Origin of the sequence: Bacillus cereus (assembly GCF_002577405.1) — a bacterium.
GTDB lineage: Bacteria > Bacillota > Bacilli > Bacillales > Bacillaceae_G > Bacillus_A > Bacillus_A cereus_AU.
Map to the genome: position 1 here is coordinate 1 of NZ_NULR01000012.1, position 22,533 is coordinate 22,533.

Below are 22,533 nucleotides of genomic sequence, written 5' to 3' on the forward strand. Positions count from 1 at the left end.
GCGACTCCCTTATGTTAACATCTTCGTTTTTCGATGTCAACTAAGTTTTTCAATTTCTTTTTTGTCGTTTTCTGCGTTTCCGCATCAGCGACGGTTATTAATTTATCATATACTAACTATTAACGTCAATACTTTTTAATAAAAATTTCTTTTTCTTACATAACGAATACATTCTTCTGCGTTAGCAATTCTTCGAAACAAACAAAAAATGATTTTATATCTTTCTTCCATCGCTTTTTTTACAACGGCATGAATACGCTCATCTTCAAAATCAAATAAAAGTTCTTCTAGCTCTCTCTTCAATATGTATTCCATTTCTTTTCTCTCTTCTTTCGTCAGCATAAGCCCCAGCAAATCATCACCTCAATAATCCCTTACAGAGCAATAAACGTTCCGCTCATTTTCACTTATCAAAATCCTATCATTCATTATATCCACTACTGACGATGTTAATCCCTTGTTCTCTTTTTTATATTTTAAGCATATATGTAACTGAAAAGGATTGGACAAAGGGGCGTAATATTATGTTTTTCTTTTTTATTACGAGTAAAAGAACTTTTAAACACATTAGCTTAATAGTGATACTTTCCTTATTTACGGCATGGCTTCTCTTTTTAAAAACATATTCACATGAGTCTGCTTTTTCAACCGCTACAGGACCTAAGGTGATTTACAAAGGAGACACAGCTAAAAAACAAGTTGCATTCACGTTTGATATTAGTTGGGGAGACAAAAAAGCTATTCCAATCCTTGATACACTTAAAGAAAGAGACATTAAAAATGCAACCTTCTTTATTTCTGCTGCATGGGCAGAAAGACACCCAGATATTGTTGAACGCATCCTGAAAGATGGACATGAAATCGGTAGTATGGGCTATAATTACACGTCCTACACTTCTCTAGAAACAAATGAAATACGAAGAGATCTTTTACGTGCACAAGATGTTTTTACAAAACTCGGTGTGAAACAAGTCAAGCTATTACGTCCACCTAGTGGAGACTTTAACAAAGCAACACTTAAAATAGCAGAATCACTCGGATACACAGTTGTTCATTGGAGTAACAATTCGAACGATTGGAAAAACCCCGGTGTAAGTAACATCGTTTCCACCGTCTCTAATAATTTGAAAGGTGGAGATATCGTCTTATTACATGCATCCGACTCTGCCCTTCAAACAAATAAAGCTTTACCACTGCTCCTGCAAAAATTAAAGAGTGACGGATATGAACAAATATCCGTATCACAGCTCATTTCCAACACCAGTACAAAGAGTGAAGATGTAAAGTAAGTTCCCTACTATCCCTCACACATAAAAAGCTCTACTACCTTTCACTAAGGTAATAGAGCTTTTTTATCTCGATGTTTGCAGTAGTACAACTACCGCTATGTAAAAATCCAAGAGAATCCTCTTAAACTAAGCTGATTTACTCGTTTTTCCAATTAAACGATGTAATACAAGTAACTGATATGCATTACATAATAAAAGTGGTATAACCATTAAATATAACCAATCTGTATCATTAATTCGAAGCGCTGGTACCCATTCAAGAATTGTTACAACAACCATAAAAAACAGGGCGGGCACAAAGGCTTTTTTATTCGTTTCTTTACTTTTTATATAAGCAACAATTGCTCCAAATACAAATAACATCCCAGCCACAAATATGTTATTCCCTAATGAAACTTCTCCATTTGCAATAAGTACGGATCTTAAATACACAAAATCAAATAATACAAATGCAATAAAGAAAAGCTGTACTGCATTCCATAAAGAAGGTGACCGAAACATCCCTAATCCAAAACGATGGATTGTTAAATATGCAAAGAATCCCATCTGACTTATAACACTAAAAATAAATCCTACACCCATCAACCAGAAAGAGACCGCTAAAATCTCCCCGACGTCAAAATTTTGAAAAAACTTAGCGTACTTGTCCCACTCTAAAACAAATCCAATAAAGACCGTGCTAATCCCACCAAGAAACAACGTCGTTAAAAATAGTCGTACCCATTTGCGGCTATTCAAAACACATCCCCCATTATTCGTATATTTCTAATTAAATTGTATCAATGACAATTTCAAAAAGCTAGCCATGTTCATGTATAAATTCCTTAAAGATATTTATATTAAAAAAGAGAACTGTGTTGAAAGGAGTTCCAATTTATGAAACGGATGCTACTCGTTTTGATTTCTTCTTTTCTATTTATCGCACTTGTAGCATGTGCACAAGAAAAAGAAGCTAAATCCGAACTAGATTACGATCAAACAAAGAAAATGATTATTGATATTTTAAAAACCGACCAAGGAAAGAAAGCCATTCAAGATGTATTAACAGACGAAAAAATGAAACAAGCACTCATACTAGATGAAACGGTAGTAAAGAAAACAATTGAAGATGCAATGGTATCCGACAAAGGGCAACAATTCTGGGAAAAGCTCTTTAAAGACCCTGAGTTCTCATCTAAATTTGCTAAAAGTATGGGGAAAGAACAGACAAACTTAATGAAAACTCTCCTAAAAGATCCTGAATACCAATCAGGCGTTATAGAAATCATGAAGAATCCTGAAGTAGAAAAAATGATGCTACAAACAATGAAAAGCAAAGAATACCGTCAATATTTACAACAAGTACTAACAGAAACCGCTGAAAGCCCACTCTTCCAAGCTAAGATGATTGACATTATTAGTAAAGGTGTACAAAAAGCTGAAAAAGGCGGGTCTGATAAGAAAGAAGCAGGCGGTGAAGGTGGTTCCCAAGACGGGAACAAAGAACAACAGTAAAAATACTAACTATAATAATGAGTGGACAATATATGTATCGTCCACTCATTATTACTTTACTTTTGCGCGACAGCTGTTTTATCAATCACTGTCTCAGCTATCGTACGATAAATAAGACCCGTTGTATGAGTATCTTCATATACTGACGGTGCAAAGTCCTCTTTATTCCAATCGGGTTGTTGAAGCGGGATTCGGCCAAGTACCTCCGTTTGAAGTTCTGTAGCTAATTTATCTCCTCCACCTCTTCCAAATACATACTCTTTCTCTCCAGTTACTTTACTTTCAAAATACGCCATATTTTCAACCACACCAAGGATACTATGTTCAGTACGTAAAGCCATCGCTCCAGCACGCGCTGCTACGAACGCCGCTGTTGGATGGGGCGTCGTTACAATAATCTCCTTACAAGCCGGTAACATCGAATGTAAGTCTAGCGCAACATCACCTGTACCTGGAGGTAAATCTAATACTAAATAATCTAAATCGCCCCATTCTACTTCTGTGAAGAAGTGATTTAACATCTTCCCAAGCATTGGCCCTCTCCAAATAACTGGTGCATTATCTTCTACAAAGAATCCCATTGAGATTACCTTTACACCTAATCGCTCCACTGGGATTATCTTATCGCCTCTTACGATAGGACGTTTTTCTATCCCCATCATATCTGGTACGCTAAAACCGTAAATATCCGCATCAATAATACCAACCTTTTTTCCTAGACGAGCTAAAGCAATGGCAAGGTTAACAGAAACTGTTGATTTTCCTACCCCGCCTTTTCCACTCGCCACTGCTAAAAATGTCGTTTTTGAGTTTGGTGATAATAAAGATTCGCTCTTCTCTTCTTGCGGTGGCGCAAACTGAGCTAATTCCTCTTCCGTAAATTCTGCAAAACGAAGTCCAACCGTTGCCGCCCCAAGTTCTTTTACTAACTTTACGATTCCAGCTTGCAATTGCATTTGCTCCGCTGTACCCATTTTTACAATTGCAATTTTAACACTCACATGTTCCTTATCCGGCTTGACTGTTACCTCTTTAATTGCATTTGTTTCTTTTAACGTTTTATGTAAAAACGGATCTACAATCCCTTCTAACGCTTCCACTACTTGCTCTTTCGTTACCATAATTAGCCCAGCCCCCTGTATGAAAAATAACGTAATGTTAATTGAATTTATCTCTCTTTACCTCTGAAATAAATGCGTTTACATTTCCAGTATAACATATTTTCCGAAAACTTCGTTAACGAGAGAAACCCGAAAAAAATCCTCCTTATTCTGGAGGATTTCCTTTTTCCGTGAAATAACGTAATATCCCACGATATATAGCTGCCGCTACCTTTTGCTGATATTTCTCCGAATTTAACATATATCTTTCGTTCACATTCGATAAAAAGCCAGCTTCAATTAAAGCACCTGGTGTTTTCGCATACTTTAATAAATATACATGAGAAATCGTTTTAGCAGAACGATCCGTATTCTCTAAACTCGTTCTCAATTCAGCTTGTATAAATTTCGCAGCGCGTTCATTTTCAATTAAAGAACGGTAGTAGAACGTTTGTGCTCCTTTAGATCCACTACTAGTTAAAGCGTTTAAATGAATACTCGCAAAGAAGTCGACATCTGGTTTATTAATAATCTCCACACGCCTCCTTAAATCCTCCGCTTTACGTCTACTATACGACTTTGTATCTTTGTTAGCTAAATCATAATCTCCCTCACGTGTTAAAATAACTAGCGCACCTTGTTCTTGTAAATAATCTTGTACTTTTTTTGTAATCTCAAGCGTAATATCTTTTTCGATAATATCCTTTCCACCAACAGCCCCTCCGTCTGGCCCCCCATGTCCAGCATCGAGTACAATCACTTTCCCTGATAAGGGTAAATTCCAAGCACGCCACGATTTTGTAATTTGAAATTCTTGTTTAACTAAAAAAAACAAAACAACCGCAGCGAGCGCAAAAGAGATAATTCGAATTCTCTTCATACCTTTCCTCCTCCAGCTAGTCCCTCTAATTACTTATATGGGACAAGAGGAAAGTTTATGCTTGTCTTAATGAAGCTTTAATCGATATCTTCTTTCACCTTTTTCATATCCTTCCTGCCACCATAAGCCGATAAACTGCTGGCAAGATTCAAAAAGTAATTCCTCATCTTTTAATTTAATTTCTCGTATAGTCATACTCGTTAAAAATTGAAATAGCGTTTCAGTTAATTGTTGCTCTTCTTCTAAAGCTCTATATTTTACATCAAAAAATGATTCACCATAATAACCAAATTTACTGTATCTCGCTCCTAATAAATAAGATTCTATTCCTAGTTCAATACAGTAATCTTCATACTGACGATGAAGCTCTTGCATCTGAAAAGCATCACGAATATTTGAACGCAATGTTTTTAATGATAATTCTCGCAGCATCTTCCGCTCATATTTCAACTGCTTTTCTTTTTGTTTTTCTTGTAAGCTGACAATGACATTCATAGTACTTATAAACCTCCCTAATACGTATTAGTCTAAACTTCTAAAGAAGAAGCATACGCGAGGCGATAGCACTAAAATATTCCAAACTACAAAAATTAAAAAAGAGGAATGAAACATAAAAAAACCCCAACCAAAATGGTTGGGGTTTGTAGTTCGCAAAAATTAACGTTTTGAGAACTGAGGTGCACGACGTGCGCCTTTAAGACCGTATTTTTTACGCTCTTTCATACGTGCGTCACGAGTTAATAGACCTGCACGTTTTAGTGTTAGACGGTATTCTGGATCAGCTTTTAATAAAGCGCGAGAAATACCGTGACGAATAGCACCAGCTTGACCAGTGTATCCACCACCATTTACGTTTACAAGTACATCGTAGTTACCTAAAGTTTCTGTTGCAACTAGAGGTTGTTTCACTACTTCACGTAATGCAGCAAATGGGATATAGTTTTCAAAATCACGACCGTTAATGATAACGCGTCCTTCGCCTGGAACTAGGCGTACGCGCGCTACTGAACTCTTACGACGTCCAGTGCCATAGTATTGAACCTGTGCCAAAGTAAGCCCTCCTTTAATTGATTATCCGCGAAGTTCGTAAACTTCTGGTTTTTGTGCTTGGTGTGGATGCTCTGCTCCAGCATACACGTTTAATTTCTTAGATACTTGACGTCCTAAACGTCCTTTTGGAAGCATCCCTTTAATTGCAAGCTCTAACATTTGTACAGGGTAGTTTGTACGCATTTCTAGAGCTGTTCTTTGCTTAAGTCCACCTGGGTGGTTAGTGTGACGGTAGTAAATTTTATCGTTTAATTTATTACCTGTTAAATGAATTTTCTCAGCGTTAATAATAATTACATGATCACCCGTGTCAACGTGTGGTGTAAATGTAGGTTTGTTTTTACCACGTAAAATGGATGCTACTTCAGTAGATAGGCGACCTAAAGTTTGACCTTCAGCGTCAACCACATACCATTTACGCTCAACTTCGTTAGCTTTTGCCATAAAAGTCGTACGCATGTGTTTCCCTCCTCGTTATCTTTTCCATAGAAAAAATCTATTGTTTATCTTAAACACGATTTCCTTCCGGGGCTAATCGTGGTTTTAGAAACAATACCATATGTTATGATATACTTTTGAGTTTCTAATGTCAAGCAAATGTTACACCAGGATTAGTTGTTATAGTTTACCTGCCATAAGTAAAGTCCATGACCTGGAGCCATCTTTCCAGCACACTGGCGATTTTGTTTCGCTAAAATCTCTGGAATGCTATCAGGATCAAGCTTTCCTTGCCCTATGCTAAGTAACGTACCAACAATAATTCTGACCATATTATATAAAAATCCATTACCTACAAAACGAAAAATTAATTCATCGTCTTGCTCAATTAATTCGATTTCATAAATTGTTCGCACTTTATCTTTTTTGTCAGTTTTTGCCGAACAAAAAGAAGTAAAGTCATGCGTTCCAATAAAATAAGGAATCGCTTTTCTTATAGAATCTATTTCGAGCGGATATGGATATTGATATACGTAATTTCTACGGAATACATCCGCAGTCTTTGATAATAATACACGATAACGATATTCTTTTCTCTCAACACCGTAACGGGCATGAAATTCTTCTGTTTTTTTCTCTACCTGTCTGATAACAATATCATCCGGCAACATTGTGTTTAAAGCGTTACTCCATTGCCACTCTTCAAGAGACAAAGGGGTATCAAAGTGTATTACTTGTCCTTTGGCATGAACGGTAGAATCCGTTCTGCCCGATGCCTGAACACGAACAAGTTCTCCTTTATGCAATTTCTGCAATGCTTTCTCTATCTCTTGTTGAACAGTACGATGCTGCGGCTGAATTTGATAACCGCAAAAATGCATGCCATCATATGCAACCGTACATTTTATTCTATCCATTTCTCTATTCTCCATTACGATCGCACCCATGCCAAAATACAAGCTAAACAAAGTAAGCTTATAATTGTTACTGTATCGCCTGTTTTCCAGCGTAGTTGCCTAAATTTAGTACGTCCTTCGCCACTTTGATATCCACGGGCTTCCATCGCAATTGCTAAGTCCTCTGCACGCTTAAAAGCACTAATAAATAGCGGAACGAGTAATGAGATAATAGCTTTCATCCTATCTTTTATCGGTCCCCCAGCAAAATCAATACCACGTGACGCTTGCGCCTTCATAATTTTACTCGTTTCATCCATTAGTGTCGGGATAAAACGAAGTGAAATTGACATCATTAATGCGATTTCATGAACGGGAACTTTTATGCGCTTCAACGGCTTTAATAACGTCTCCAAACCATCTGTAATTTCAATAGGTGTCGTCGTTAACGTTAATAATGTCGTCATTAGAATAATAACGAAGAAGCGTATAGAAATATATATTCCTTGCTCTAATCCTTTTTCATGTATAGAAAACCAACCAAGTTGGAATAGTACATCCCCTTCTTTATTTGTAAAAATATGCAGGAAAAATGTAAAAAGAAAAATCCATAAAATTGGTTTTAAGCCCGAAAGTACATAACGAATCGGCACTTTTGCAAAAAATAAAGCAATGAGTGCATATAAAAATAAAAATCCATATGAAATCGCATTATTTGCCAAGAAAACAACAAATACATATAAAAAGACAATCAGCAGCTTTGTACGTGGATCAAGTTGATGAATAAGTGAATTCCCTGGGATATATCTCCCAATAATCAACTGCTGCATGATTCATGACCACCTTTTCGTAACACCTGCACAACTTCATGAGTAAGATCCTCTAAAGATAAGGTAGCCTTTGGAATTGAAATACCAAACTTCTCTTCAATTGCACGTTTATACTTTAAAGACATAGGAAGATCCACACCAATTTTTTCTAATTCATCAGCATGTGAAAATACTTCCTCTGCACTTCCTTGCAAAAAGACCGTTCCTTTATGCATGACTACAATCTGCTCTGCATACTTAGCAGCATCCTCCATATTATGCGTTACAAGGATAACTGTAAGACCTTTCTCCTTATGTAGCTTATAAAACATCTCCATAAGTTCATTCTGTCCTTTGGGATCTAGTCCTGCTGTAGGTTCATCTAATACAAGCACTTCAGGTTCCATCGCCAGTACGCCCGCTATCGCAACACGCCTCATTTGCCCACCACTTAACTCGAACGGAGAACGTGTTAATAGTTCTGGCTCTAACCCTACAAGTTCAATTGCCTCTCTTGCCTTTTGCTTCGCTTCCTCTACAGATACTCCAAAATTCGTAGGACCGAAACAAATATCTTTCTCCACAGTCTCTTCAAACAACTGATGCTCTGGGAACTGAAAGACAACCCCTACTTTTTTACGTAGTGGTTTTAGCTTCTTTTCTTTCTTTCCTGCCGAAATGAAATGTTCACCAATTTGAACTGTACCATTTGTCGGCTGCAATAAACCATTTAAATGTTGAATCATCGTCGACTTACCTGAACCAGTATGACCGATAATGGCATAATAGCCCCCACTTGGAAACGACACGTCTATATCATAAAGTGCACGCCTTTCAAATGGAGTTTTATATTGATAACGATGTTCTACTTTTTGGAATGTAATCTCCAAAGTTCGTTCACCAAGCTTTCCATTGTAAGATGCGTATTTTGCAAGAGAATTTCATTTCTTTTTAATAATTCTGCTATTTTCACTGAAAATGGTACATCTAACCCAATTTCTTGGAGCATATGAGAGGACTTAAACATTTGTTCTGGGGTCCCTTCCTCTAATATTTCTCCCTTGTTTAAAATAATAACACGGTCTGATTGTGCCGCTTCTTCTAAATCGTGCGTAATTGATAACACGGTAATACCTTTTTGATTAACAAGTTGTCTAACCGTTTCTACTACTTCACGTCTCCCTTGAGGGTCTAGCATTGACGTTGCTTCATCTAGTATTAAAATAGATGGCTGAAGCGCTAAAACGCCTGCTATTGCGACTCGCTGCTTTTGCCCACCAGATAGTGAATGAGGTTCATCGTTAAGAAACTCTTCCATACGGACAAGTCGCAGAGCCTGTTCCAATCTTTCTATCATCTGTTCTCTTGGCATTCCAACATTCTCTAAGCCAAATACAACGTCATCTTGCACTGTTATTCCAACAAATTGATTATCCGGATTTTGAAATACCATTCCAATTTGTTTTCGAACATCCCATACCGTTTCCTCTGATAAAACCATCGTGTCATTCACTGTAATAGTTCCTGATTCTGGTAAAAACAAACCATTCAATAATTTTGCAAGTGTAGACTTTCCTGAACCGTTTTGTCCGATAACAGATACCCATTCTCCTTCATATAAGGAAAATGAAACATCTTTTAATGCATAAGAGGCTGCCCCAGGATATTGAAATGATATATTTTCTGTCCGAAGTTTCTCTTTTTTCAATACAAGGCACCCTTTCCTTCGCCAAGTTAGCCTAATTTTTATATTTAAAAAAAAAGGGCCATGACCAGTTACTTGAAAAGAACTGTCCTGCCCCTTTAATTATCATTATACTAACTCGATAATTACCATTGGTGCTGCGTCTCCGCGACGTGGACCAATTTTTGCAATACGAGTGTATCCGCCTTGGCGCTCAGCATAGCGTGGAGCTACATCAGCGAATAATTTTTGAAGTGCATCTTGACCAGTCTCAGCGTTTGCAACTTCATTGCGAATGAAAGCTGCTGCTTGACGACGAGCATGAAGATCTCCGCGTTTACCTAAAGTGATCATTTTTTCCACTACAGAACGAAGTTCTTTTGCACGAGTTTCTGTCGTTTGGATGCGCTCGTTGATAATTAAATCAGTAGCTAAATCACGTAACATAGCTTTACGTTGCGCACTTGTACGGCCTAATTTTCTGTATGCCATTCGTAGTTCCCTCCTTTGTTGATGGGTTTAAATCCTCAGTCGTCTTTACGTAAACCTAAACCTAATTCCTCAAGTTTATGTTTAACTTCTTCTAAGGATTTACGTCCTAAGTTACGAACTTTCATCATATCTTCTTCTGTTTTGTTCGCAAGCTCTTGTACAGTATTAATTCCTGCACGTTTTAAGCAATTATAAGAACGAACAGAAAGATCTAGTTCTTCGATAGTCATCTCAAGAACTTTCTCTTTTTGATCTTCTTCCTTCTCGACCATAATCTCAGCATTTTGTGCTTCATCAGTTAAACCAACAAAGATATTTAAATGCTCAGTTAAGATTTTGGCACCTAAAGAGATAGCTTCTTTTGGCCCGATGCTTCCATCCGTCCATACATCAAGCGTAAGCTTATCATAATTAGCCACTTGTCCGACACGTGTCTTTTCCACTTGGTAAGTCACACGTGATACTGGAGTATAAATAGAATCAATAGGAATTACTCCTATTGGTTGATCTTCGCTTTTATTTGCATCAGCTGGCGTATACCCACGGCCACGCTTTGCAGTTAAACGCACGCGGAAATGCGCATCCTTTGCTAACGTTGCAATGTGTAAATCTGGATTTAAGATTTCAACATCACTATCGTGAGTAATATCAGCAGCTGTGACAATACCTTCGCCCTGTACATCAATTTCCAACGTCTTCTCTTCTTCAGAGTAGATTTTAAGAGCTAACTTTTTCAAGTTTAAGATGATCGTCGTAACGTCTTCTACTACGCCCTCAACTGTTGAAAATTCATGTAATACGCCATCGATTTGGATAGCAGTAACAGCGGCACCAGGGAGTGAGGATAAAAGAATACGACGTAAGGAGTTACCCAAAGTAGTACCATATCCACGCTCAAGCGGTTCAATTACGAATTTGCCATATTTAGCATCTTCGTTAAGTTCAACCGTTTCGATTTTCGGCTTTTCGATTTCAATCATTAACTAAACCCTCCTTCAAAACGTCGAAACCCCGGTTAAACAAAGGTATAACCCCTGTCTAACCGAAAGTCCCCCTTAGGCAGTTCCCGATTGTGCACAACAAGCGATGTTTCTGTACGAAATTTCTCGATAATGCATCATATCCATTATAGACAAAAGGGAAAATTCTATACAGAAAAATTACACACGACGACGTTTTGGTGGACGACATCCATTATGAGGAACTGGAGTAACATCTCTAATTGCTGTTACTTCTAGACCTGCAGCTTGAAGAGCACGAATTGCAGCTTCACGACCAGCACCAGGACCTTTAACAGTAACCTCTAAAGTTTTTAAACCGTGTTCCATTGCAACTTTAGCAGCAGCTTCTGCAGCCATTTGTGCAGCGAATGGAGTAGATTTACGAGATCCACGGAAACCAAGTGCACCAGCACTAGACCAAGAAAGTGCGTTACCGTGAGTATCTGTAAGTGTTACGATTGTGTTGTTGAAAGTAGAACGAATATGAGCTATACCAGCTTCAATATTCTTTTTCACACGTTTTTTACGAGTGTTTGTTTTACGTGCCATTGTTAGTTCAACCTCCTTTACTTATTATTTCTTTTTATTTGCTACTGTACGACGTGGACCTTTACGTGTACGAGCATTGTTTTTAGAGTTTTGACCACGAACTGGTAAACCACGACGGTGACGAAGACCACGGTAAGAACCGATCTCCATTAGACGTTTAATGTTAAGAGATACTTCACGACGAAGGTCTCCCTCAACTTTAATACGATCGATAACATCACGGATACGTCCTAGTTCGTCTTCCGTTAAATCACGAACTCGTGTTTCTGAAGAAATACCAGCTTCAGTAAGAATTTTTTCAGCAGTTGTGCGACCAATGCCGAATACGTAAGTTAAAGAAATAACAACGCGTTTGTCTCGAGGAATATCTACACCTGCGATACGTGCCATTCTGAATGCACCTCCTTCTGATTAACCTTGTTTTTGTTTATGTTTAGGGTTTTCACAAATAACCATTACTTTTCCACGTCTACGAATAACTTTACATTTTTCGCAGATTGGTTTAACTGACGGTCTTACTTTCATGTCTCGAACCTCCTTAAAGATTACGGAGTGCTATATTATTTAAAACGGTACGTAATACGACCACGATTTAAATCGTACGGAGATAATTCTACCGTAACTTTGTCTCCTGGTAAAATACGAATGAAGTTCATACGGATTTTACCAGAAACGTGAGCCAATACGACATGCCCATTCTCTAATTCTACTTTGAACATAGCATTTGGCAACGTTTCAAGAACGGTACCTTCGACTTCAATTACATCATCTTTAGCCATTCAATAGTTCTCCCTTCTTCAAATCAGTAACATTTTACACTGCTCTGAAATCCCGGAGAGCCAGCTACTTATAAAGTGGTAAGGATTTCGTATCCTGCTTCTGTAAGAGCAATCGTGTGCTCAAAATGGGCACACCATTTACCATCTACCGTTACCACTGTCCAGTCATCAGATAGTGTTTTTACATATCGTCTTCCTTGATTCACCATCGGCTCAACACAGATGACCATTCCCGGCTTTAATCTAGGGCCTCTATTTGGTGGACCATAGTGCGGGATTTGAGGGTCCTCATGTAAGTCTTGCCCGATTCCGTGACCAACATACTCCCTAACGATCGAGAATCCATTCTCTTCAGCATGGGTTTGAACCGCATGTGAGATATTTGATAATCTTTCGCCTGGTTTTACTTGTTCTAGACCAAGATACAACGATTTTTCTGTGACATCAAGTAGCTTTTGAACAGATTCAGAAATGTTTCCAACTGGATACGTCCATGCAGAATCTCCATGGTACCCATTGTATTTCGCACCAATATCGATACTGATGATATCGCCCTCTTGGAGCTTTCGCTTCCCTGGAATTCCGTGTACAAGCTCTTCATTTACAGAAGCACATATGCTCCCCGGAAATCCGTTGTATCCTTTAAAAGATGGCGTAGCACCATATTTTCGAATCGTCTTTTCCGCTATTTGATCGAGCTCTTTCGTTGTAATTCCTGGAGTAATATGCTGTTTCAACTCTTGATGAGTTAAAGCAACGATCCTGCCCGCTTCTCGCATGATTTCTATCTCGCGAGGAGTTTTGCAGATGATCATTACGCTAAGCCTCCGATGAGAACATCGATATCAGCAAATACTTTATTGATATCTTGCTCACCATTAATGCTTTGTAAGTAACCAAGCTCCTCATAGAAATCAAGCAAAGGTTTTGTTTGCTTAATATTTACATCTAAACGATTTGCTACAGTTTCTTCATTGTCATCAGAGCGTTGATATAATTCGCCACCACATTTATCGCACACGTCAGCTTTTGCTGGCGGATTGAATTCTAAGTGGTAAGTCGCACCGCACTCTTTACAAATGCGACGGCCTGTAAGGCGTTTTAATAACAACCCTGAATCCACATTAATGTTTAAAACATAGTCGATTTTTTTGCCAAGATCTTTCATAATCTCTTCAAGAGCTGATGCTTGTGCAACAGTTCGTGGGAAACCGTCTAGTAAGAAGCCTCTTACGCAGTCTTCTTGACTTAAACGTTCACGAACGATTCCGATTGTCACTTCATCTGGTACAAGAGCACCTTTATCAATAAAAGATTTTGCTTGTAAGCCCATTTCAGTTTCAGCCTTCATAGCTGCACGGAACATATCTCCTGTTGAAATGTGAGGGATGTTATACTTGGCAACAATCTGTTCGGCTTGTGTACCTTTACCAGCACCAGGAAGCCCCATTAAAATTAAGTTCATCCTTGTTCCCCCTCAGTACATGAGCATGTAGGGAAGACAATTCTTCCCACTTACTCACTGCTTGATAAACCCTTTGTAATGGCGTTTTACTAATTGGCTTTCTAGCTGCTTCATTGTTTCTAAAGCAACGCCGACAACGATTAACATACTCGTTCCGCCAATCTGTGCAGATGGAGGAAGATTTCCCAATTTCGTAAAGATAACTGGTAAGATTGCAATCGCTGCTAGGAAAATTGATCCTACAAAGGTCAAACGATACAAAATTTTTGTTAGATATTGTTCTGTATTCTTACCCGGACGAATACCTGGAACATATCCACCTTGCTTATTTAGATTCTCTGACATTTGCTCTGGATTAACCTGAACAAATGCATAGAAATATGTGAAGGCTACAATGAGCGCAACATATATGATCATTCCCACAGGGTGAGAATAGTTAAAGTTTGCAATAATCCACTGCGATATATCATGATCCGGGAAGAACTGTGCAATAGTTGGAGGTGTAATTAAGAATGAAACAGCAAAAATGACTGGAATAACACCCGCACTATTTACCTTAAGTGGTAAATGTGTGTTTTGTGCTCCAGCATGATTCCCATTCGCTCCTGTTACACGCTTCGCATATTGAATTGGGATCTTTCTAACAGCCTGTTGAATGAAAATAACACCCACAACAACTGCTAGCACAGCTAGTAAAATCAATACAACTTTAACGATACTCATGAACAATTGATCTCCGATATTTTGAAACTGTTGCTGATACACTTGAGATATAACACTTGGGATCGCTGCGGCAATACCAGCAAAGATAAGAATGGAAATACCATTACCTACACCTTTAGTAGTAATCTGTTCGCCTAACCACATTAAAAATGCAGTACCAGCAGTCAGTACCGTAGCAATGTATAAATAAGTGCTCCAACCAGGATTCAAAATTAATTGTCCACCTACCATACCGTTAAAACCGATCGACATACCAAACCCCTGAATAAACGCAAGAACAATTGTAAAGTAACGCGTGAATTGCGTTAATTTACGGCGGCCCATTTCACCTTGCTTCGACCATTCCGAAAATTTAGGAACAACATCCATCTGCAATAATTGCACGATGATGGATGCTGTAATATACGGCATGATTCCCATCGCAAAGATGGAGAAGTTTTTCAAGGCGCCACCGCCAAATGTATTTAGAATACCTAAGGCATTTAATTGATCTTGTGCTTTCAGTACGTCTCCATTTGTAAATGGCACTGGGATAAACGTGCCAATCCTGAATACGATTAACATCGCTAAAGTGAATAATATTTTACGTCTTATCTCAGCAACGCGCATAAAGTTGGAGATTGTACGAAACATTAGATCACCTCAACTGATCCGCCAGCTGCTTCAATTGCTTCTTTAGCACTTGAAGAGAACTTGTGCGCTTTAACAGTTAATTTTTTCTCTACTGCTCCGCTTGCAAGAATTTTAACACCGTCGTTTAACTTGCTGATAACGCCAGTTTCCAGCAATAATTCAGGTGTTACTTCTGTACCATCTTCAAAACGATTTAACGTTGATAAGTTTACAATAGTAAACTCTTTACGGTTAATGTTTGTGAAGCCGCGTTTTGGTAAACGACGGAATAATGGAGTTTGACCACCTTCGAAGCCAAGACGAACACCGCCGCCAGAACGTGCGTTTTGTCCTTTATGACCTTTACCAGCAGTTTTACCGTTACCAGAACCGATACCACGACCGACACGGTTACGTACTTTACGAGAACCTTCTGCAGGTTTTAATTCATGAAGTTTCATTCCCAGGCACCTCCTTATATTAATGAGTTATCCTTAAGCTTCTTTTACAGTTACAAGGTGAGAAACTTTGTTGATCATACCAAGAATAGCAGGAGTTTCTTCCTTAACTACAGTTGAATTCAACTTTTTAAGACCTAAAGCTTCTACCGTCGCACGTTGATCTTGTGGACGACCAATTACACTACGAGTGAGGGTAATTTCTAACTTTTTCGCCATTTGTTTTCCCTCCTTAACCTAGTAGCTCTTCTACAGATTTACCGCGTAATTTTGCAACATCTTCAGCGCGCTTAAGTTCGCTTAATCCGTTCACAGTAGCGCGAATCATGTTGATTGGTGTGTTAGAACCAAGAGATTTCGAAAGAATATCTTGTACACCAGCTAATTCAAGAACCGCACGAACAGGTCCACCAGCAATAACACCAGTACCCTCAGCAGCAGGTTTTAAGAATACTTCACCAGCTCCAAAATGACCGTTGATTGTGTGTGGAATTGTTGTACCAACTAATGGTACAGTGATTAAGTTTTTCTTAGCGTCTTCGATAGCTTTGCGAATTGCGTCTGGTACCTCTTGTGCTTTACCAGTACCGAATCCAACATGACCGTTTTTATCGCCAACTACAACTAGTGCAGCAAAGCGGAAACGACGACCACCCTTAACAACTTTCGCGACACGATTTATCGTAACTACACGTTCTTCAAGTTCTAATTTACTTGGGTCAATGCGATGCATCAATTTTCCCTCCTTTGACCATTAAAATTGTAATCCAGCCTCACGAGCAGCTTCAGCTAGAGCTTTAACACGGCCATGGTATAAGTAACCACCGCGATCGAATACTACTTCTTTAACGCCTTTCTCTACAGCACGCTTAGCAACTGATTCTCCAACTTTCGTAGCAGCTTCAGTATTGCTAGTACCGTTAAGAGCAAGGTCTTTATCAAGAGTAGATGCACTTACTAACGTTACACCATTCACATCATCAATAACTTGAGCGTAAATATGTTGGTTAGAACGGAACACGTTTAAACGTGGACGTTCTGCAGTACCAGTAAGTTTAGCACGTACACGTGCATGTCTTTTCTTACGAGTCGCATTTTTATCAGCTTTAGTGATCATTCTTGTCACTCCTTTCTCTCACCTAACGGGTTTACTTAGCAGTTTTACCTTCTTTACGACGAACAACTTCGCCTTCGTAACGAATACCTTTACCTTTATATGGCTCAGGAGCACGTACAGCACGGATGTTAGCAGCAAATTCGCCAACACGTTGCTTGTCGATACCTTTAATTACGATTTTAGTTGGTGCAGGTACTTCAACTTCAAGACCTGCTTCCGGAGTCATTTCTACTGGATGAGAATAACCTACGCTTAATACAAGTTTATCTCCTTGTTTTTGAGCACGGTAACCAACACCGACTAATTCAAGTCCGCGTGCGAAACCTGTAGTTACACCTTCAACCATGTTTCCGATTAAAGCACGAGTTGTACCGTGTAATGCACGGTGTTCCTTCTGTTCAGATGGACGCTCAACTGTTAGTGTATTTTCTTCAATTTTGATAGACATATCAGCATTGAATGTACGAGTTAATTCACCTTTAGGGCCTTTTACTGTTACAGTATTGTCTTCTGCAATTGTAATAGTAACACCTGCAGGGATTTCAAGAATCTTTTTACCAATACGAGACATGTGGTCACACCTCCGTTCGTTTTAAATATATATTACCAAACGTATGCTACTACTTCTCCACCAGTTTGTAATTGACGAGCATCTTTGTCTGTCATTACTCCCTTAGATGTAGAAACAAGAGCGATACCTAATCCGTTAAGTACACGTGGTACTTCATCAGCTTTAGCGTAAACGCGTAAGCCAGGTTTACTGATACGTTTTAATCCAGTGATTACACGTTCATTGTTTGCACCATATTTCAGGAAAATACGAAGGATACCTTGTTTGTTATCCTCGATGTATTCTACATCACGAATGAAACCTTCACGTTTTAAAAGTTCAGCGATCTCTTTTTTGATTTTAGAAGCAGGAACCTCTAATTTCTCATGACGTACCATGTTCGCATTACGGATGCGAGTAAGCATGTCTGCAATTGGATCTGTCATCACCATGTGTTTTACCTCCTTCCCATTTGTGGGTTTTACCAACTAGCTTTTTTAACACCAGGAATTTGACCTTTATATGCAAGTTCACGGAAACAAATACGGCAAAGCTTAAATTTACGGTATACAGAATGCGGACGACCGCAGCGTTCGCAACGTGTATACTCTTGTACTTTAAACTTAGGAGTACGCTTTTGTTTCGCTATCATAGATTTTTTAGCCACGTTTTCGCCTCCTCTACTTAGCGTTGGTTTCCATTATTTTTGGAATGGCATACCGAATTGTGTTAAAAGTTCACGAGCTTCTTCATCAGTTTTCGCTGTAGTAACGATTACGATGTCCATACCGCGGACTTTGCTTACTTTATCATAATCAATCTCAGGGAAAATAAGTTGCTCTTTAACACCTAATGTGTAGTTCCCACGACCATCGAATGATTTCTTAGAAACACCACGGAAATCACGTACACGTGGTAAAGAAACCGATACTAATTTGTCGAAGAACTCATACATTTGCTCGCCACGTAAAGTTACTTTCGCACCGATTGGCATACCTTCACGAAGACGGAAACCAGCGATTGATTTCTTAGCACGAGTTACAACAGGTTTTTGACCTGCGATTTGTGTTAATTCTTCTACTGCATTGTCTAAAGCTTTTGAGTTAGATACCGCGTCACCAACACCAGTGTTGATTACGATCTTTTCGATTTTCGGTACTTCCATCACAGATTTATAGTTAAACTTGCTCACTAGAGCAGGAGTAATTTCCTTTTGGAACTTCTCTTTAAGGCGATTCAATGAAGTGACCTCCTTTCTTAAGAAAATTATTTATCTAATAATTCACCAGATTTTTTTGCAATACGAACTTTTTTACCATCTTCTACTTTGAAGCCTACACGAGTAGGTTCACCTGTTTTCGGATCTAAAATCATAACGTTAGAAACGTGAATAGGTGCTTCTTTAGTAATAATTCCACCTTGTGGATTTAATTGAGATGGCTTAGAGTGTTTTTTAACGATGTTAACACCCTCAACGATAACACGGTTTTGCTTTGGGAAAGCCACAAGGATAACGCCTTGTTTTCCTTTGTCTTTACCAGTGATTACCTGTACTTTATCACCTTTTTTTACATGCATCTTAATTCTGCACCTCCTTAGCAAGGCAATACCTTAAATTATAGAACTTCTGGAGCTAAAGAAACGATCTTCATGAAGTTGCTATCACGTAATTCACGAGCTACTGGTCCGAAGATACGAGTACCACGTGGGCTCTTATCGTCTTTGATGATAACCGCTGCGTTTTCATCAAATTTGATATAAGAACCGTCCGGACGACGAGCTCCGCTCTTCGTACGTACTACTACTGCTTTAACAACGTCACCTTTTTTAACAACGCCACCTGGTGTTGCTTGTTTTACCGTAGCAACGATAATATCACCAATGTTAGCATATTTACGACCAGAGCCGCCTAATACTTTAATTGTTAAAAGTTCACGTGCACCAGAGTTGTCAGCAACTTTCAAACGAGATTCTTGTTGGATCATGTTATGAAACCTCCCTTCGGACTAAAAATTCCGATTCGTCTATTTAGATAATAACCGCTTCTTCAACGATTTCAACTAAACGGAAACGCTTAGTAGCAGAAAGCGGGCGAGTTTCCATGATTTTAACGATATCGCCAAGTTTCGCTTGGTTTTGCTCATCATGGGCTTTGTACTTCTTAGAATACTTAACACGTTTTCCGTACAAGGAATGAGTTTTGTAAGTTTCAACTAAAACTGTAATCGTTTTGTCCATTTTGTCAGACACTACACGACCAGTATAAACTTTGCGTTGGTTACGTTCGCTCACTATGCAAACCTCCCCTCAATTTATCGATTAATTCCGATCTCTCTTTCACGAACTACAGTTTTCATACGAGCAATCGCTTTACGCACTTCACGAATGCGAGTTGGATTCTCTAATTGTCCTGTAGCAAGTTGGAAGCGAAGATTAAACAACTCTTCCTTTAAAGCTTTAACTTTTGTTTCGATTTCGGCAGTGGTTAATTCACGAATATCATTAGTTTTCATTAGATTCACCACCATTTTCTTCACGTTTTACGAATTTACATTTCACAGGTAACTTGTGAGCTGCAAGACGTAATGCTTCGCGTGCTACCTCTTCAGATACACCCGCGATTTCGAACATAATTTTCCCAGGTTTTACTACTGCTACCCAGCCTTCTGGTGCCCCTTTACCGGAACCCATACGTACTTCTAGAGGTTTTGCAGTGTAAGGCTTAGAAGGGAAAATTTTAATCCATACTTTACCGCCACGTTTCATGTAACGAGTCATTGCACGACGAGCAGCTTCGATTTGACGGTTTGTAATCCATGAAGCAGCTTGTGCTTGTAAACCGAATTCACCGAAAGCAATTTCAGTTCCACCTTTTGCACGACCACGCATTTTACCACGATGCTCTCTACGATATTTTACGCGTTTTGGCATTAACATATTATTTTCCTCCTTCCTCAGAAGCTTTCTTTTTTGTAGGAAGGACTTCTCCACGGTAGATCCATACTTTTACGCCTAATTTACCGTATGTTGTATCAGCTTCAACTGCTGCATAGTCAATATCAGCGCGAAGTGTATGAAGTGGAACAGTTCCTTCACTGTAAGATTCTGCACGAGCGATATCAGCTCCGCCAAGACGACCAGAAACCTGTGTTTTAATACCTTTAGCACCTGCACGCATAGCACGTTGAATAACTTGCTTTTGTGCACGACGGAATGATACACGGTTTTCTAATTGACGAGCGATGTTTTCGCCTACTAATTTAGCGTTAAGATCAGCTCTCTTAACTTCTAAAATATTGATGTGTACACGCTTGCCTGTTAATTGGTTAAGAGCTTTACGAAGTGCTTCAACTTCAGTACCACCTTTACCAATTACCATACCAGGTTTTGCAGTGTGAATTGTAACATTTACACGATTTGCTGCACGTTCGATTTCTACTTTAGCAACAGCAGAATCTTTTAAGCGTACAGTAATGTACTCACGGATTTTGATGTCTTCATGTAATAATGTAGCGTAATCTTTCTCAGCGAACCAACGAGATTCCCAGTCACGGATAACACCGACACGAAGACCAATTGGATTAACCTTTTGACCCATCGATTATCCCTCCTTCTTTTCTGATACCACAACTGTGATGTGGCTTGTGCGTTTGTTAATTTGGCTTGCACGACCCATTGCACGTGGACGGAAACGTTTCAACGTTGGACCTTCGTCAACGAAGACTTTTTCAACAACTAGGTTGTTAATATCCATCTCATAATTGTGCTCTGCATTTGCGATTGCAGATTTTAAAACTTTTTCTACAACTGGAGAAGCAGTTTTTGGTGTGTGGTTAAGGATAGCAATCGCTTCACCCACTTGCTTACCTCGGATTAAGTCTACTACTAAACGAACTTTACGAGGAGCAATACGAACTGTTCTCGCTACTGCTTTAGCTTGCATTGAAGTGCCTCCTCTCATTATCTTCTAGTTTTCTTATCGTCAGCAAGGTGACCTTTATACGTACGAGTTGGTGCGAATTCACCTAACTTATGGCCAACCATATCCTCAGTGATGTACACAGGTACGTGTTTACGACCATCATATACAGCGATTGTGTGTCCGATGAACTGAGGGAAGATAGTTGAACGGCGAGACCAAGTTTTAACAACTTGTTTTTGCTCAGATGCAACTAATTTTTCCATTTTGCTCATTAAGTGATCATCGACAAATGGTCCTTTTTTTAAGCTACGAGCCATTTTGGTGCCTCCCTTCGTGATTGGCGTACGGTTCTTGAAATGAACCGTACTACAATCCCATTATTTTTTACGACGACGAACGATAAATTTATCAGACGCTTTGTTTTTCTTACGAGTCTTGAATCCAAGAGTTGGTTTACCCCATGGAGACATTGGAGACTTACGTCCGATTGGAGAGCGTCCTTCACCACCACCGTGTGGGTGATCAACCGGGTTCATTACAGAACCACGAACTGTTGGGCGCTTACCTAACCAGCGAGAGCGACCTGCTTTACCGATTTTGATAAGTTCGTGTTGTTCGTTACCAACTTGACCGATTGAAGCGCGACAAGCAGATAATACAAGACGTACTTCACCAGAAGTTAAACGTACAAGTACGTATTTACCTTCTTTACCAAGTACTTGAGCAGATGTACCAGCAGAACGAACTAATTGTCCGCCACGACCAGGCTTAAGCTCGATGTTATGAACAACAGTACCTACTGGAATGTTGATTAATGGTAATGCGTTACCGATTTTGATGTCAGCTTCTGGGCCAGACATAACTTCCATACCTACTTCTAAAGATTTAGGAGCAAGAATGTAACGTTTTTCACCGTCAACGTAGTTAATTAATGCGATATTCGCAGAGCGGTTTGGATCGTATTCGATCGTAGCAACGCGTCCTGGAATTCCATCTTTGTTACGCTTAAAGTCGATGATACGGTATTGACGTTTATGTCCGCCACCTTGATGACGTACAGTAATTTTACCTTGGTTATTACGACCAGCCTTTTTGCTTAAAGGAGCAAGTAAAGACTTTTCTGGTCTGTCAGTCGTGATTTCAGCGAAATCATTCGTAGTCATGTTACGACGACCGTTAGTAGTTGGATTATACTTTTTAATTCCCATCTCAATTTCCCTCCTTC

The 22,533-nt window shown here is 39.1% G+C and carries 39 protein-coding genes; 2 read left to right on the top strand and 37 right to left on the bottom strand.

Features of this window, described 5'->3' with window-relative positions; all coding sequences use genetic code 11:
- Positions 1 to 135 precede the first annotated feature (135 nt).
- The gene (locus COC96_RS15335) at positions 136 to 354 is read right to left on the bottom strand and encodes a hypothetical protein (protein WP_098268767.1); all 219 of its coding nucleotides are present in this window, start codon (positions 352 to 354) and stop codon (positions 136 to 138) included.
- Between the two features lie 170 nt (positions 355 to 524).
- Here COC96_RS15335 and pdaB point away from each other — a divergent pair, with 170 nt between their 5' ends.
- Entirely contained in the window at positions 525 to 1,289 is a 765-nt protein-coding gene (gene pdaB / locus COC96_RS15340) for a polysaccharide deacetylase family sporulation protein PdaB (RefSeq protein ID WP_098268766.1), read from the top strand.
- Positions 1,290 to 1,415: 126 nt separating this feature from the next.
- Here the strand turns inward: pdaB and kbaA are convergent, their stop codons facing one another.
- Complete coding sequence (gene kbaA / locus COC96_RS15345) at positions 1,416 to 2,027, bottom strand: KinB signaling pathway activation protein KbaA (RefSeq protein WP_097904647.1); 612 nt, start codon at positions 2,025 to 2,027, stop codon at positions 1,416 to 1,418.
- 138 nt (positions 2,028 to 2,165) lie between these two features.
- On the opposite strand from kbaA, the gene gerD reads away from it, so the two are divergent.
- On the top strand, positions 2,166 to 2,783 hold the full coding sequence (gerD, locus tag COC96_RS15350; protein ID WP_071711509.1) for a spore germination protein GerD: 618 nt from the start codon (positions 2,166 to 2,168) through the stop codon (positions 2,781 to 2,783).
- Positions 2,784 to 2,839: 56 nt separating this feature from the next.
- Here gerD and COC96_RS15355 read toward each other — a convergent pair whose 3' ends face one another.
- The 35 genes from COC96_RS15355 to rplB all read right to left on the bottom strand — a co-directional run bounded on the left by COC96_RS15355 (position 2,840) and on the right by rplB (position 22,516).
- Positions 2,840 to 3,904 carry an Mrp/NBP35 family ATP-binding protein gene (locus COC96_RS15355; protein ID WP_098268765.1) on the bottom strand — a complete coding sequence of 355 codons (1,065 nt, stop codon included), beginning with the start codon at positions 3,902 to 3,904 and terminating at the stop codon, positions 2,840 to 2,842.
- Positions 3,905 to 4,049: 145 nt separating this feature from the next.
- Entirely contained in the window at positions 4,050 to 4,763 is a 714-nt protein-coding gene (gene cwlD, locus COC96_RS15360; protein ID WP_098268764.1) for an N-acetylmuramoyl-L-alanine amidase CwlD, read from the bottom strand.
- 66 nt (positions 4,764 to 4,829) lie between these two features.
- On the bottom strand, positions 4,830 to 5,258 hold the full coding sequence (locus COC96_RS15365) for a DUF2521 family protein (RefSeq protein ID WP_097904644.1): 429 nt from the start codon (positions 5,256 to 5,258) through the stop codon (positions 4,830 to 4,832).
- Between the two features lie 162 nt (positions 5,259 to 5,420).
- Complete coding sequence (rpsI, locus tag COC96_RS15370) at positions 5,421 to 5,813, bottom strand: 30S ribosomal protein S9 (RefSeq protein WP_000079986.1); 393 nt, start codon at positions 5,811 to 5,813, stop codon at positions 5,421 to 5,423.
- Positions 5,814 to 5,834: 21 nt separating this feature from the next.
- Positions 5,835 to 6,272 (bottom strand): 50S ribosomal protein L13, encoded by a 438-nt coding sequence (gene rplM / locus COC96_RS15375; protein WP_001260795.1) that lies wholly within the window; start codon positions 6,270 to 6,272, stop codon positions 5,835 to 5,837.
- Between the two features lie 152 nt (positions 6,273 to 6,424).
- Entirely contained in the window at positions 6,425 to 7,168 is a 744-nt protein-coding gene (gene truA / locus COC96_RS15380; protein WP_098268769.1) for a tRNA pseudouridine(38-40) synthase TruA, read from the bottom strand.
- Positions 7,169 to 7,182: 14 nt separating this feature from the next.
- Entirely contained in the window at positions 7,183 to 7,977 is a 795-nt protein-coding gene (locus tag COC96_RS15385) for an energy-coupling factor transporter transmembrane component T family protein (RefSeq protein ID WP_097904643.1), read from the bottom strand.
- Positions 7,965 to 8,846 (bottom strand): energy-coupling factor ABC transporter ATP-binding protein, encoded by an 882-nt coding sequence (locus COC96_RS15390; RefSeq protein ID WP_098268763.1) that lies wholly within the window; start codon positions 8,844 to 8,846, stop codon positions 7,965 to 7,967. Before COC96_RS15390 ends, COC96_RS15385 begins: the two co-directional genes overlap by 13 nt.
- Positions 8,822 to 9,664 (bottom strand): energy-coupling factor ABC transporter ATP-binding protein, encoded by an 843-nt coding sequence (locus COC96_RS15395; RefSeq protein WP_098769028.1) that lies wholly within the window; start codon positions 9,662 to 9,664, stop codon positions 8,822 to 8,824. The genes COC96_RS15390 and COC96_RS15395 overlap by 25 nt, the downstream gene beginning before the upstream one ends.
- A gap of 105 nt (positions 9,665 to 9,769) precedes the next feature.
- Positions 9,770 to 10,132, bottom strand: coding sequence for a 50S ribosomal protein L17 (gene rplQ / locus COC96_RS15400; protein WP_000331490.1), 363 nt, complete (start codon positions 10,130 to 10,132; stop codon positions 9,770 to 9,772).
- Between the two features lie 35 nt (positions 10,133 to 10,167).
- Entirely contained in the window at positions 10,168 to 11,112 is a 945-nt protein-coding gene (locus COC96_RS15405; protein WP_000569643.1) for a DNA-directed RNA polymerase subunit alpha, read from the bottom strand.
- A gap of 180 nt (positions 11,113 to 11,292) precedes the next feature.
- A complete protein-coding gene (gene rpsK / locus COC96_RS15410) occupies positions 11,293 to 11,682 on the bottom strand; it encodes a 30S ribosomal protein S11 (RefSeq protein WP_000101797.1) in 390 nt (129 codons plus the stop codon).
- 24 nt (positions 11,683 to 11,706) lie between these two features.
- A complete protein-coding gene (rpsM, locus tag COC96_RS15415; protein WP_000090792.1) occupies positions 11,707 to 12,072 on the bottom strand; it encodes a 30S ribosomal protein S13 in 366 nt (121 codons plus the stop codon).
- A 21-nt stretch (positions 12,073 to 12,093) separates the two neighbouring features.
- Positions 12,094 to 12,207, bottom strand: coding sequence for a 50S ribosomal protein L36 (gene rpmJ / locus COC96_RS15420; RefSeq protein WP_000868344.1), 114 nt, complete (start codon positions 12,205 to 12,207; stop codon positions 12,094 to 12,096).
- Between the two features lie 35 nt (positions 12,208 to 12,242).
- Positions 12,243 to 12,461: a translation initiation factor IF-1 gene (gene infA / locus COC96_RS15425; protein ID WP_001029884.1), complete on the bottom strand. Its 219-nt coding sequence runs from the start codon at positions 12,459 to 12,461 to the stop codon at positions 12,243 to 12,245.
- Between the two features lie 68 nt (positions 12,462 to 12,529).
- Positions 12,530 to 13,276 (bottom strand): type I methionyl aminopeptidase, encoded by a 747-nt coding sequence (gene map / locus COC96_RS15430; RefSeq protein WP_048374299.1) that lies wholly within the window; start codon positions 13,274 to 13,276, stop codon positions 12,530 to 12,532.
- Positions 13,276 to 13,926 (bottom strand): adenylate kinase, encoded by a 651-nt coding sequence (locus tag COC96_RS15435; RefSeq protein ID WP_001048996.1) that lies wholly within the window; start codon positions 13,924 to 13,926, stop codon positions 13,276 to 13,278. Before COC96_RS15435 ends, map begins: the two co-directional genes overlap by 1 nt.
- Positions 13,927 to 13,980: 54 nt before the next feature.
- On the bottom strand, positions 13,981 to 15,282 hold the full coding sequence (gene secY / locus COC96_RS15440; RefSeq protein ID WP_097904640.1) for a preprotein translocase subunit SecY: 1,302 nt from the start codon (positions 15,280 to 15,282) through the stop codon (positions 13,981 to 13,983).
- Complete coding sequence (gene rplO / locus COC96_RS15445) at positions 15,282 to 15,722, bottom strand: 50S ribosomal protein L15 (protein WP_000766083.1); 441 nt, start codon at positions 15,720 to 15,722, stop codon at positions 15,282 to 15,284. Before rplO ends, secY begins: the two co-directional genes overlap by 1 nt.
- A 33-nt stretch (positions 15,723 to 15,755) precedes the next feature.
- Positions 15,756 to 15,938 (bottom strand): 50S ribosomal protein L30, encoded by a 183-nt coding sequence (gene rpmD / locus COC96_RS15450; RefSeq protein ID WP_001085234.1) that lies wholly within the window; start codon positions 15,936 to 15,938, stop codon positions 15,756 to 15,758.
- 13 nt (positions 15,939 to 15,951) lie between these two features.
- Positions 15,952 to 16,452: a 30S ribosomal protein S5 gene (gene rpsE / locus COC96_RS15455; RefSeq protein ID WP_003194373.1), complete on the bottom strand. Its 501-nt coding sequence runs from the start codon at positions 16,450 to 16,452 to the stop codon at positions 15,952 to 15,954.
- A gap of 21 nt (positions 16,453 to 16,473) precedes the next feature.
- The gene (rplR, locus tag COC96_RS15460) at positions 16,474 to 16,836 is read right to left on the bottom strand and encodes a 50S ribosomal protein L18 (protein WP_000628818.1); all 363 of its coding nucleotides are present in this window, start codon (positions 16,834 to 16,836) and stop codon (positions 16,474 to 16,476) included.
- Positions 16,837 to 16,867: 31 nt separating this feature from the next.
- Entirely contained in the window at positions 16,868 to 17,407 is a 540-nt protein-coding gene (rplF, locus tag COC96_RS15465) for a 50S ribosomal protein L6 (RefSeq protein WP_000086554.1), read from the bottom strand.
- A gap of 32 nt (positions 17,408 to 17,439) precedes the next feature.
- Positions 17,440 to 17,838 (bottom strand): 30S ribosomal protein S8, encoded by a 399-nt coding sequence (gene rpsH, locus COC96_RS15470; RefSeq protein ID WP_000245511.1) that lies wholly within the window; start codon positions 17,836 to 17,838, stop codon positions 17,440 to 17,442.
- Between the two features lie 29 nt (positions 17,839 to 17,867).
- Positions 17,868 to 18,053, bottom strand: a complete 186-nt coding sequence (gene rpsN / locus COC96_RS15475) for a 30S ribosomal protein S14 (protein ID WP_001085700.1) — start codon at positions 18,051 to 18,053, stop codon at positions 17,868 to 17,870.
- A 33-nt stretch (positions 18,054 to 18,086) separates the two neighbouring features.
- Positions 18,087 to 18,626: a 50S ribosomal protein L5 gene (gene rplE / locus COC96_RS15480; RefSeq protein WP_001080829.1), complete on the bottom strand. Its 540-nt coding sequence runs from the start codon at positions 18,624 to 18,626 to the stop codon at positions 18,087 to 18,089.
- Positions 18,627 to 18,652: 26 nt separating this feature from the next.
- Positions 18,653 to 18,964 carry a 50S ribosomal protein L24 gene (rplX, locus tag COC96_RS15485; protein ID WP_000558200.1) on the bottom strand — a complete coding sequence of 104 codons (312 nt, stop codon included), beginning with the start codon at positions 18,962 to 18,964 and terminating at the stop codon, positions 18,653 to 18,655.
- Positions 18,965 to 19,002: 38 nt separating this feature from the next.
- Positions 19,003 to 19,371, bottom strand: coding sequence for a 50S ribosomal protein L14 (gene rplN / locus COC96_RS15490; protein WP_000615912.1), 369 nt, complete (start codon positions 19,369 to 19,371; stop codon positions 19,003 to 19,005).
- Positions 19,372 to 19,414: 43 nt separating this feature from the next.
- Positions 19,415 to 19,678 carry a 30S ribosomal protein S17 gene (rpsQ, locus tag COC96_RS15495; protein ID WP_000004106.1) on the bottom strand — a complete coding sequence of 88 codons (264 nt, stop codon included), beginning with the start codon at positions 19,676 to 19,678 and terminating at the stop codon, positions 19,415 to 19,417.
- 20 nt (positions 19,679 to 19,698) lie between these two features.
- The gene (gene rpmC, locus COC96_RS15500; RefSeq protein ID WP_000855718.1) at positions 19,699 to 19,899 is read right to left on the bottom strand and encodes a 50S ribosomal protein L29; all 201 of its coding nucleotides are present in this window, start codon (positions 19,897 to 19,899) and stop codon (positions 19,699 to 19,701) included.
- Positions 19,889 to 20,323: a 50S ribosomal protein L16 gene (gene rplP / locus COC96_RS15505; RefSeq protein WP_000928969.1), complete on the bottom strand. Its 435-nt coding sequence runs from the start codon at positions 20,321 to 20,323 to the stop codon at positions 19,889 to 19,891. The genes rpmC and rplP overlap by 11 nt, the downstream gene beginning before the upstream one ends.
- Position 20,324: 1 nt before the next feature.
- Positions 20,325 to 20,984 (bottom strand): 30S ribosomal protein S3, encoded by a 660-nt coding sequence (gene rpsC, locus COC96_RS15510; protein ID WP_000529958.1) that lies wholly within the window; start codon positions 20,982 to 20,984, stop codon positions 20,325 to 20,327.
- Between the two features lie 3 nt (positions 20,985 to 20,987).
- Positions 20,988 to 21,329: a 50S ribosomal protein L22 gene (gene rplV / locus COC96_RS15515; protein ID WP_001148024.1), complete on the bottom strand. Its 342-nt coding sequence runs from the start codon at positions 21,327 to 21,329 to the stop codon at positions 20,988 to 20,990.
- A 17-nt stretch (positions 21,330 to 21,346) separates the two neighbouring features.
- A complete protein-coding gene (gene rpsS, locus COC96_RS15520; protein WP_000124454.1) occupies positions 21,347 to 21,625 on the bottom strand; it encodes a 30S ribosomal protein S19 in 279 nt (92 codons plus the stop codon).
- Between the two features lie 60 nt (positions 21,626 to 21,685).
- Positions 21,686 to 22,516 (bottom strand): 50S ribosomal protein L2, encoded by an 831-nt coding sequence (rplB, locus tag COC96_RS15525; protein ID WP_000511583.1) that lies wholly within the window; start codon positions 22,514 to 22,516, stop codon positions 21,686 to 21,688.
- Positions 22,517 to 22,533: the final 17 nt, after the last annotated feature.

Coding starts and splice junctions, on each gene's coding strand:
- COC96_RS15385 (WP_097904643.1), bottom strand. CDS start 7,977: ATGCAGCAGTTGATTATTGGGAGATATATCCCAGGGAATTCACTTATT.
- rpsC (WP_000529958.1), bottom strand. CDS start 20,984: ATGGGTCAAAAGGTTAATCCAATTGGTCTTCGTGTCGGTGTTATCCGT.
- COC96_RS15365 (WP_097904644.1), bottom strand. CDS start 5,258: ATGAATGTCATTGTCAGCTTACAAGAAAAACAAAAAGAAAAGCAGTTG.
- rplQ (WP_000331490.1), bottom strand. CDS start 10,132: ATGGCATACAGAAAATTAGGCCGTACAAGTGCGCAACGTAAAGCTATG.
- cwlD (WP_098268764.1), bottom strand. CDS start 4,763: ATGAAGAGAATTCGAATTATCTCTTTTGCGCTCGCTGCGGTTGTTTTG.
- rplN (WP_000615912.1), bottom strand. CDS start 19,371: ATGATCCAACAAGAATCTCGTTTGAAAGTTGCTGACAACTCTGGTGCA.
- rplP (WP_000928969.1), bottom strand. CDS start 20,323: ATGTTAATGCCAAAACGCGTAAAATATCGTAGAGAGCATCGTGGTAAA.
- rplO (WP_000766083.1), bottom strand. CDS start 15,722: ATGAAACTTCATGAATTAAAACCTGCAGAAGGTTCTCGTAAAGTACGT.
- gerD (WP_071711509.1), top strand. CDS start 2,166: ATGAAACGGATGCTACTCGTTTTGATTTCTTCTTTTCTATTTATCGCA.
- rpmJ (WP_000868344.1), bottom strand. CDS start 12,207: ATGAAAGTAAGACCGTCAGTTAAACCAATCTGCGAAAAATGTAAAGTT.
- rpsH (WP_000245511.1), bottom strand. CDS start 17,838: ATGGTGATGACAGATCCAATTGCAGACATGCTTACTCGCATCCGTAAT.
- COC96_RS15405 (WP_000569643.1), bottom strand. CDS start 11,112: ATGATTGAAATCGAAAAGCCGAAAATCGAAACGGTTGAACTTAACGAA.
- rpmC (WP_000855718.1), bottom strand. CDS start 19,899: ATGAAAACTAATGATATTCGTGAATTAACCACTGCCGAAATCGAAACA.
- truA (WP_098268769.1), bottom strand. CDS start 7,168: ATGGATAGAATAAAATGTACGGTTGCATATGATGGCATGCATTTTTGC.
- map (WP_048374299.1), bottom strand. CDS start 13,276: ATGATCATCTGCAAAACTCCTCGCGAGATAGAAATCATGCGAGAAGCG.
- infA (WP_001029884.1), bottom strand. CDS start 12,461: ATGGCTAAAGATGATGTAATTGAAGTCGAAGGTACCGTTCTTGAAACG.
- rplF (WP_000086554.1), bottom strand. CDS start 17,407: ATGTCTCGTATTGGTAAAAAGATTCTTGAAATCCCTGCAGGTGTTACT.
- COC96_RS15355 (WP_098268765.1), bottom strand. CDS start 3,904: ATGGTAACGAAAGAGCAAGTAGTGGAAGCGTTAGAAGGGATTGTAGAT.
- secY (WP_097904640.1), bottom strand. CDS start 15,282: ATGTTTCGTACAATCTCCAACTTTATGCGCGTTGCTGAGATAAGACGT.
- rpsE (WP_003194373.1), bottom strand. CDS start 16,452: ATGCATCGCATTGACCCAAGTAAATTAGAACTTGAAGAACGTGTAGTT.
- rpsS (WP_000124454.1), bottom strand. CDS start 21,625: ATGGCTCGTAGCTTAAAAAAAGGACCATTTGTCGATGATCACTTAATG.
- rplM (WP_001260795.1), bottom strand. CDS start 6,272: ATGCGTACGACTTTTATGGCAAAAGCTAACGAAGTTGAGCGTAAATGG.
- rplB (WP_000511583.1), bottom strand. CDS start 22,516: ATGGGAATTAAAAAGTATAATCCAACTACTAACGGTCGTCGTAACATG.
- pdaB (WP_098268766.1), top strand. CDS start 525: ATGTTTTTCTTTTTTATTACGAGTAAAAGAACTTTTAAACACATTAGC.
- rplV (WP_001148024.1), bottom strand. CDS start 21,329: ATGCAAGCTAAAGCAGTAGCGAGAACAGTTCGTATTGCTCCTCGTAAA.
- COC96_RS15435 (WP_001048996.1), bottom strand. CDS start 13,926: ATGAACTTAATTTTAATGGGGCTTCCTGGTGCTGGTAAAGGTACACAA.
- rpsK (WP_000101797.1), bottom strand. CDS start 11,682: ATGGCACGTAAAACAAACACTCGTAAAAAACGTGTGAAAAAGAATATT.
- rpmD (WP_001085234.1), bottom strand. CDS start 15,938: ATGGCGAAAAAGTTAGAAATTACCCTCACTCGTAGTGTAATTGGTCGT.
- rplR (WP_000628818.1), bottom strand. CDS start 16,836: ATGATCACTAAAGCTGATAAAAATGCGACTCGTAAGAAAAGACATGCA.
- rplX (WP_000558200.1), bottom strand. CDS start 18,964: ATGCATGTAAAAAAAGGTGATAAAGTACAGGTAATCACTGGTAAAGAC.
- rpsM (WP_000090792.1), bottom strand. CDS start 12,072: ATGGCACGTATCGCAGGTGTAGATATTCCTCGAGACAAACGCGTTGTT.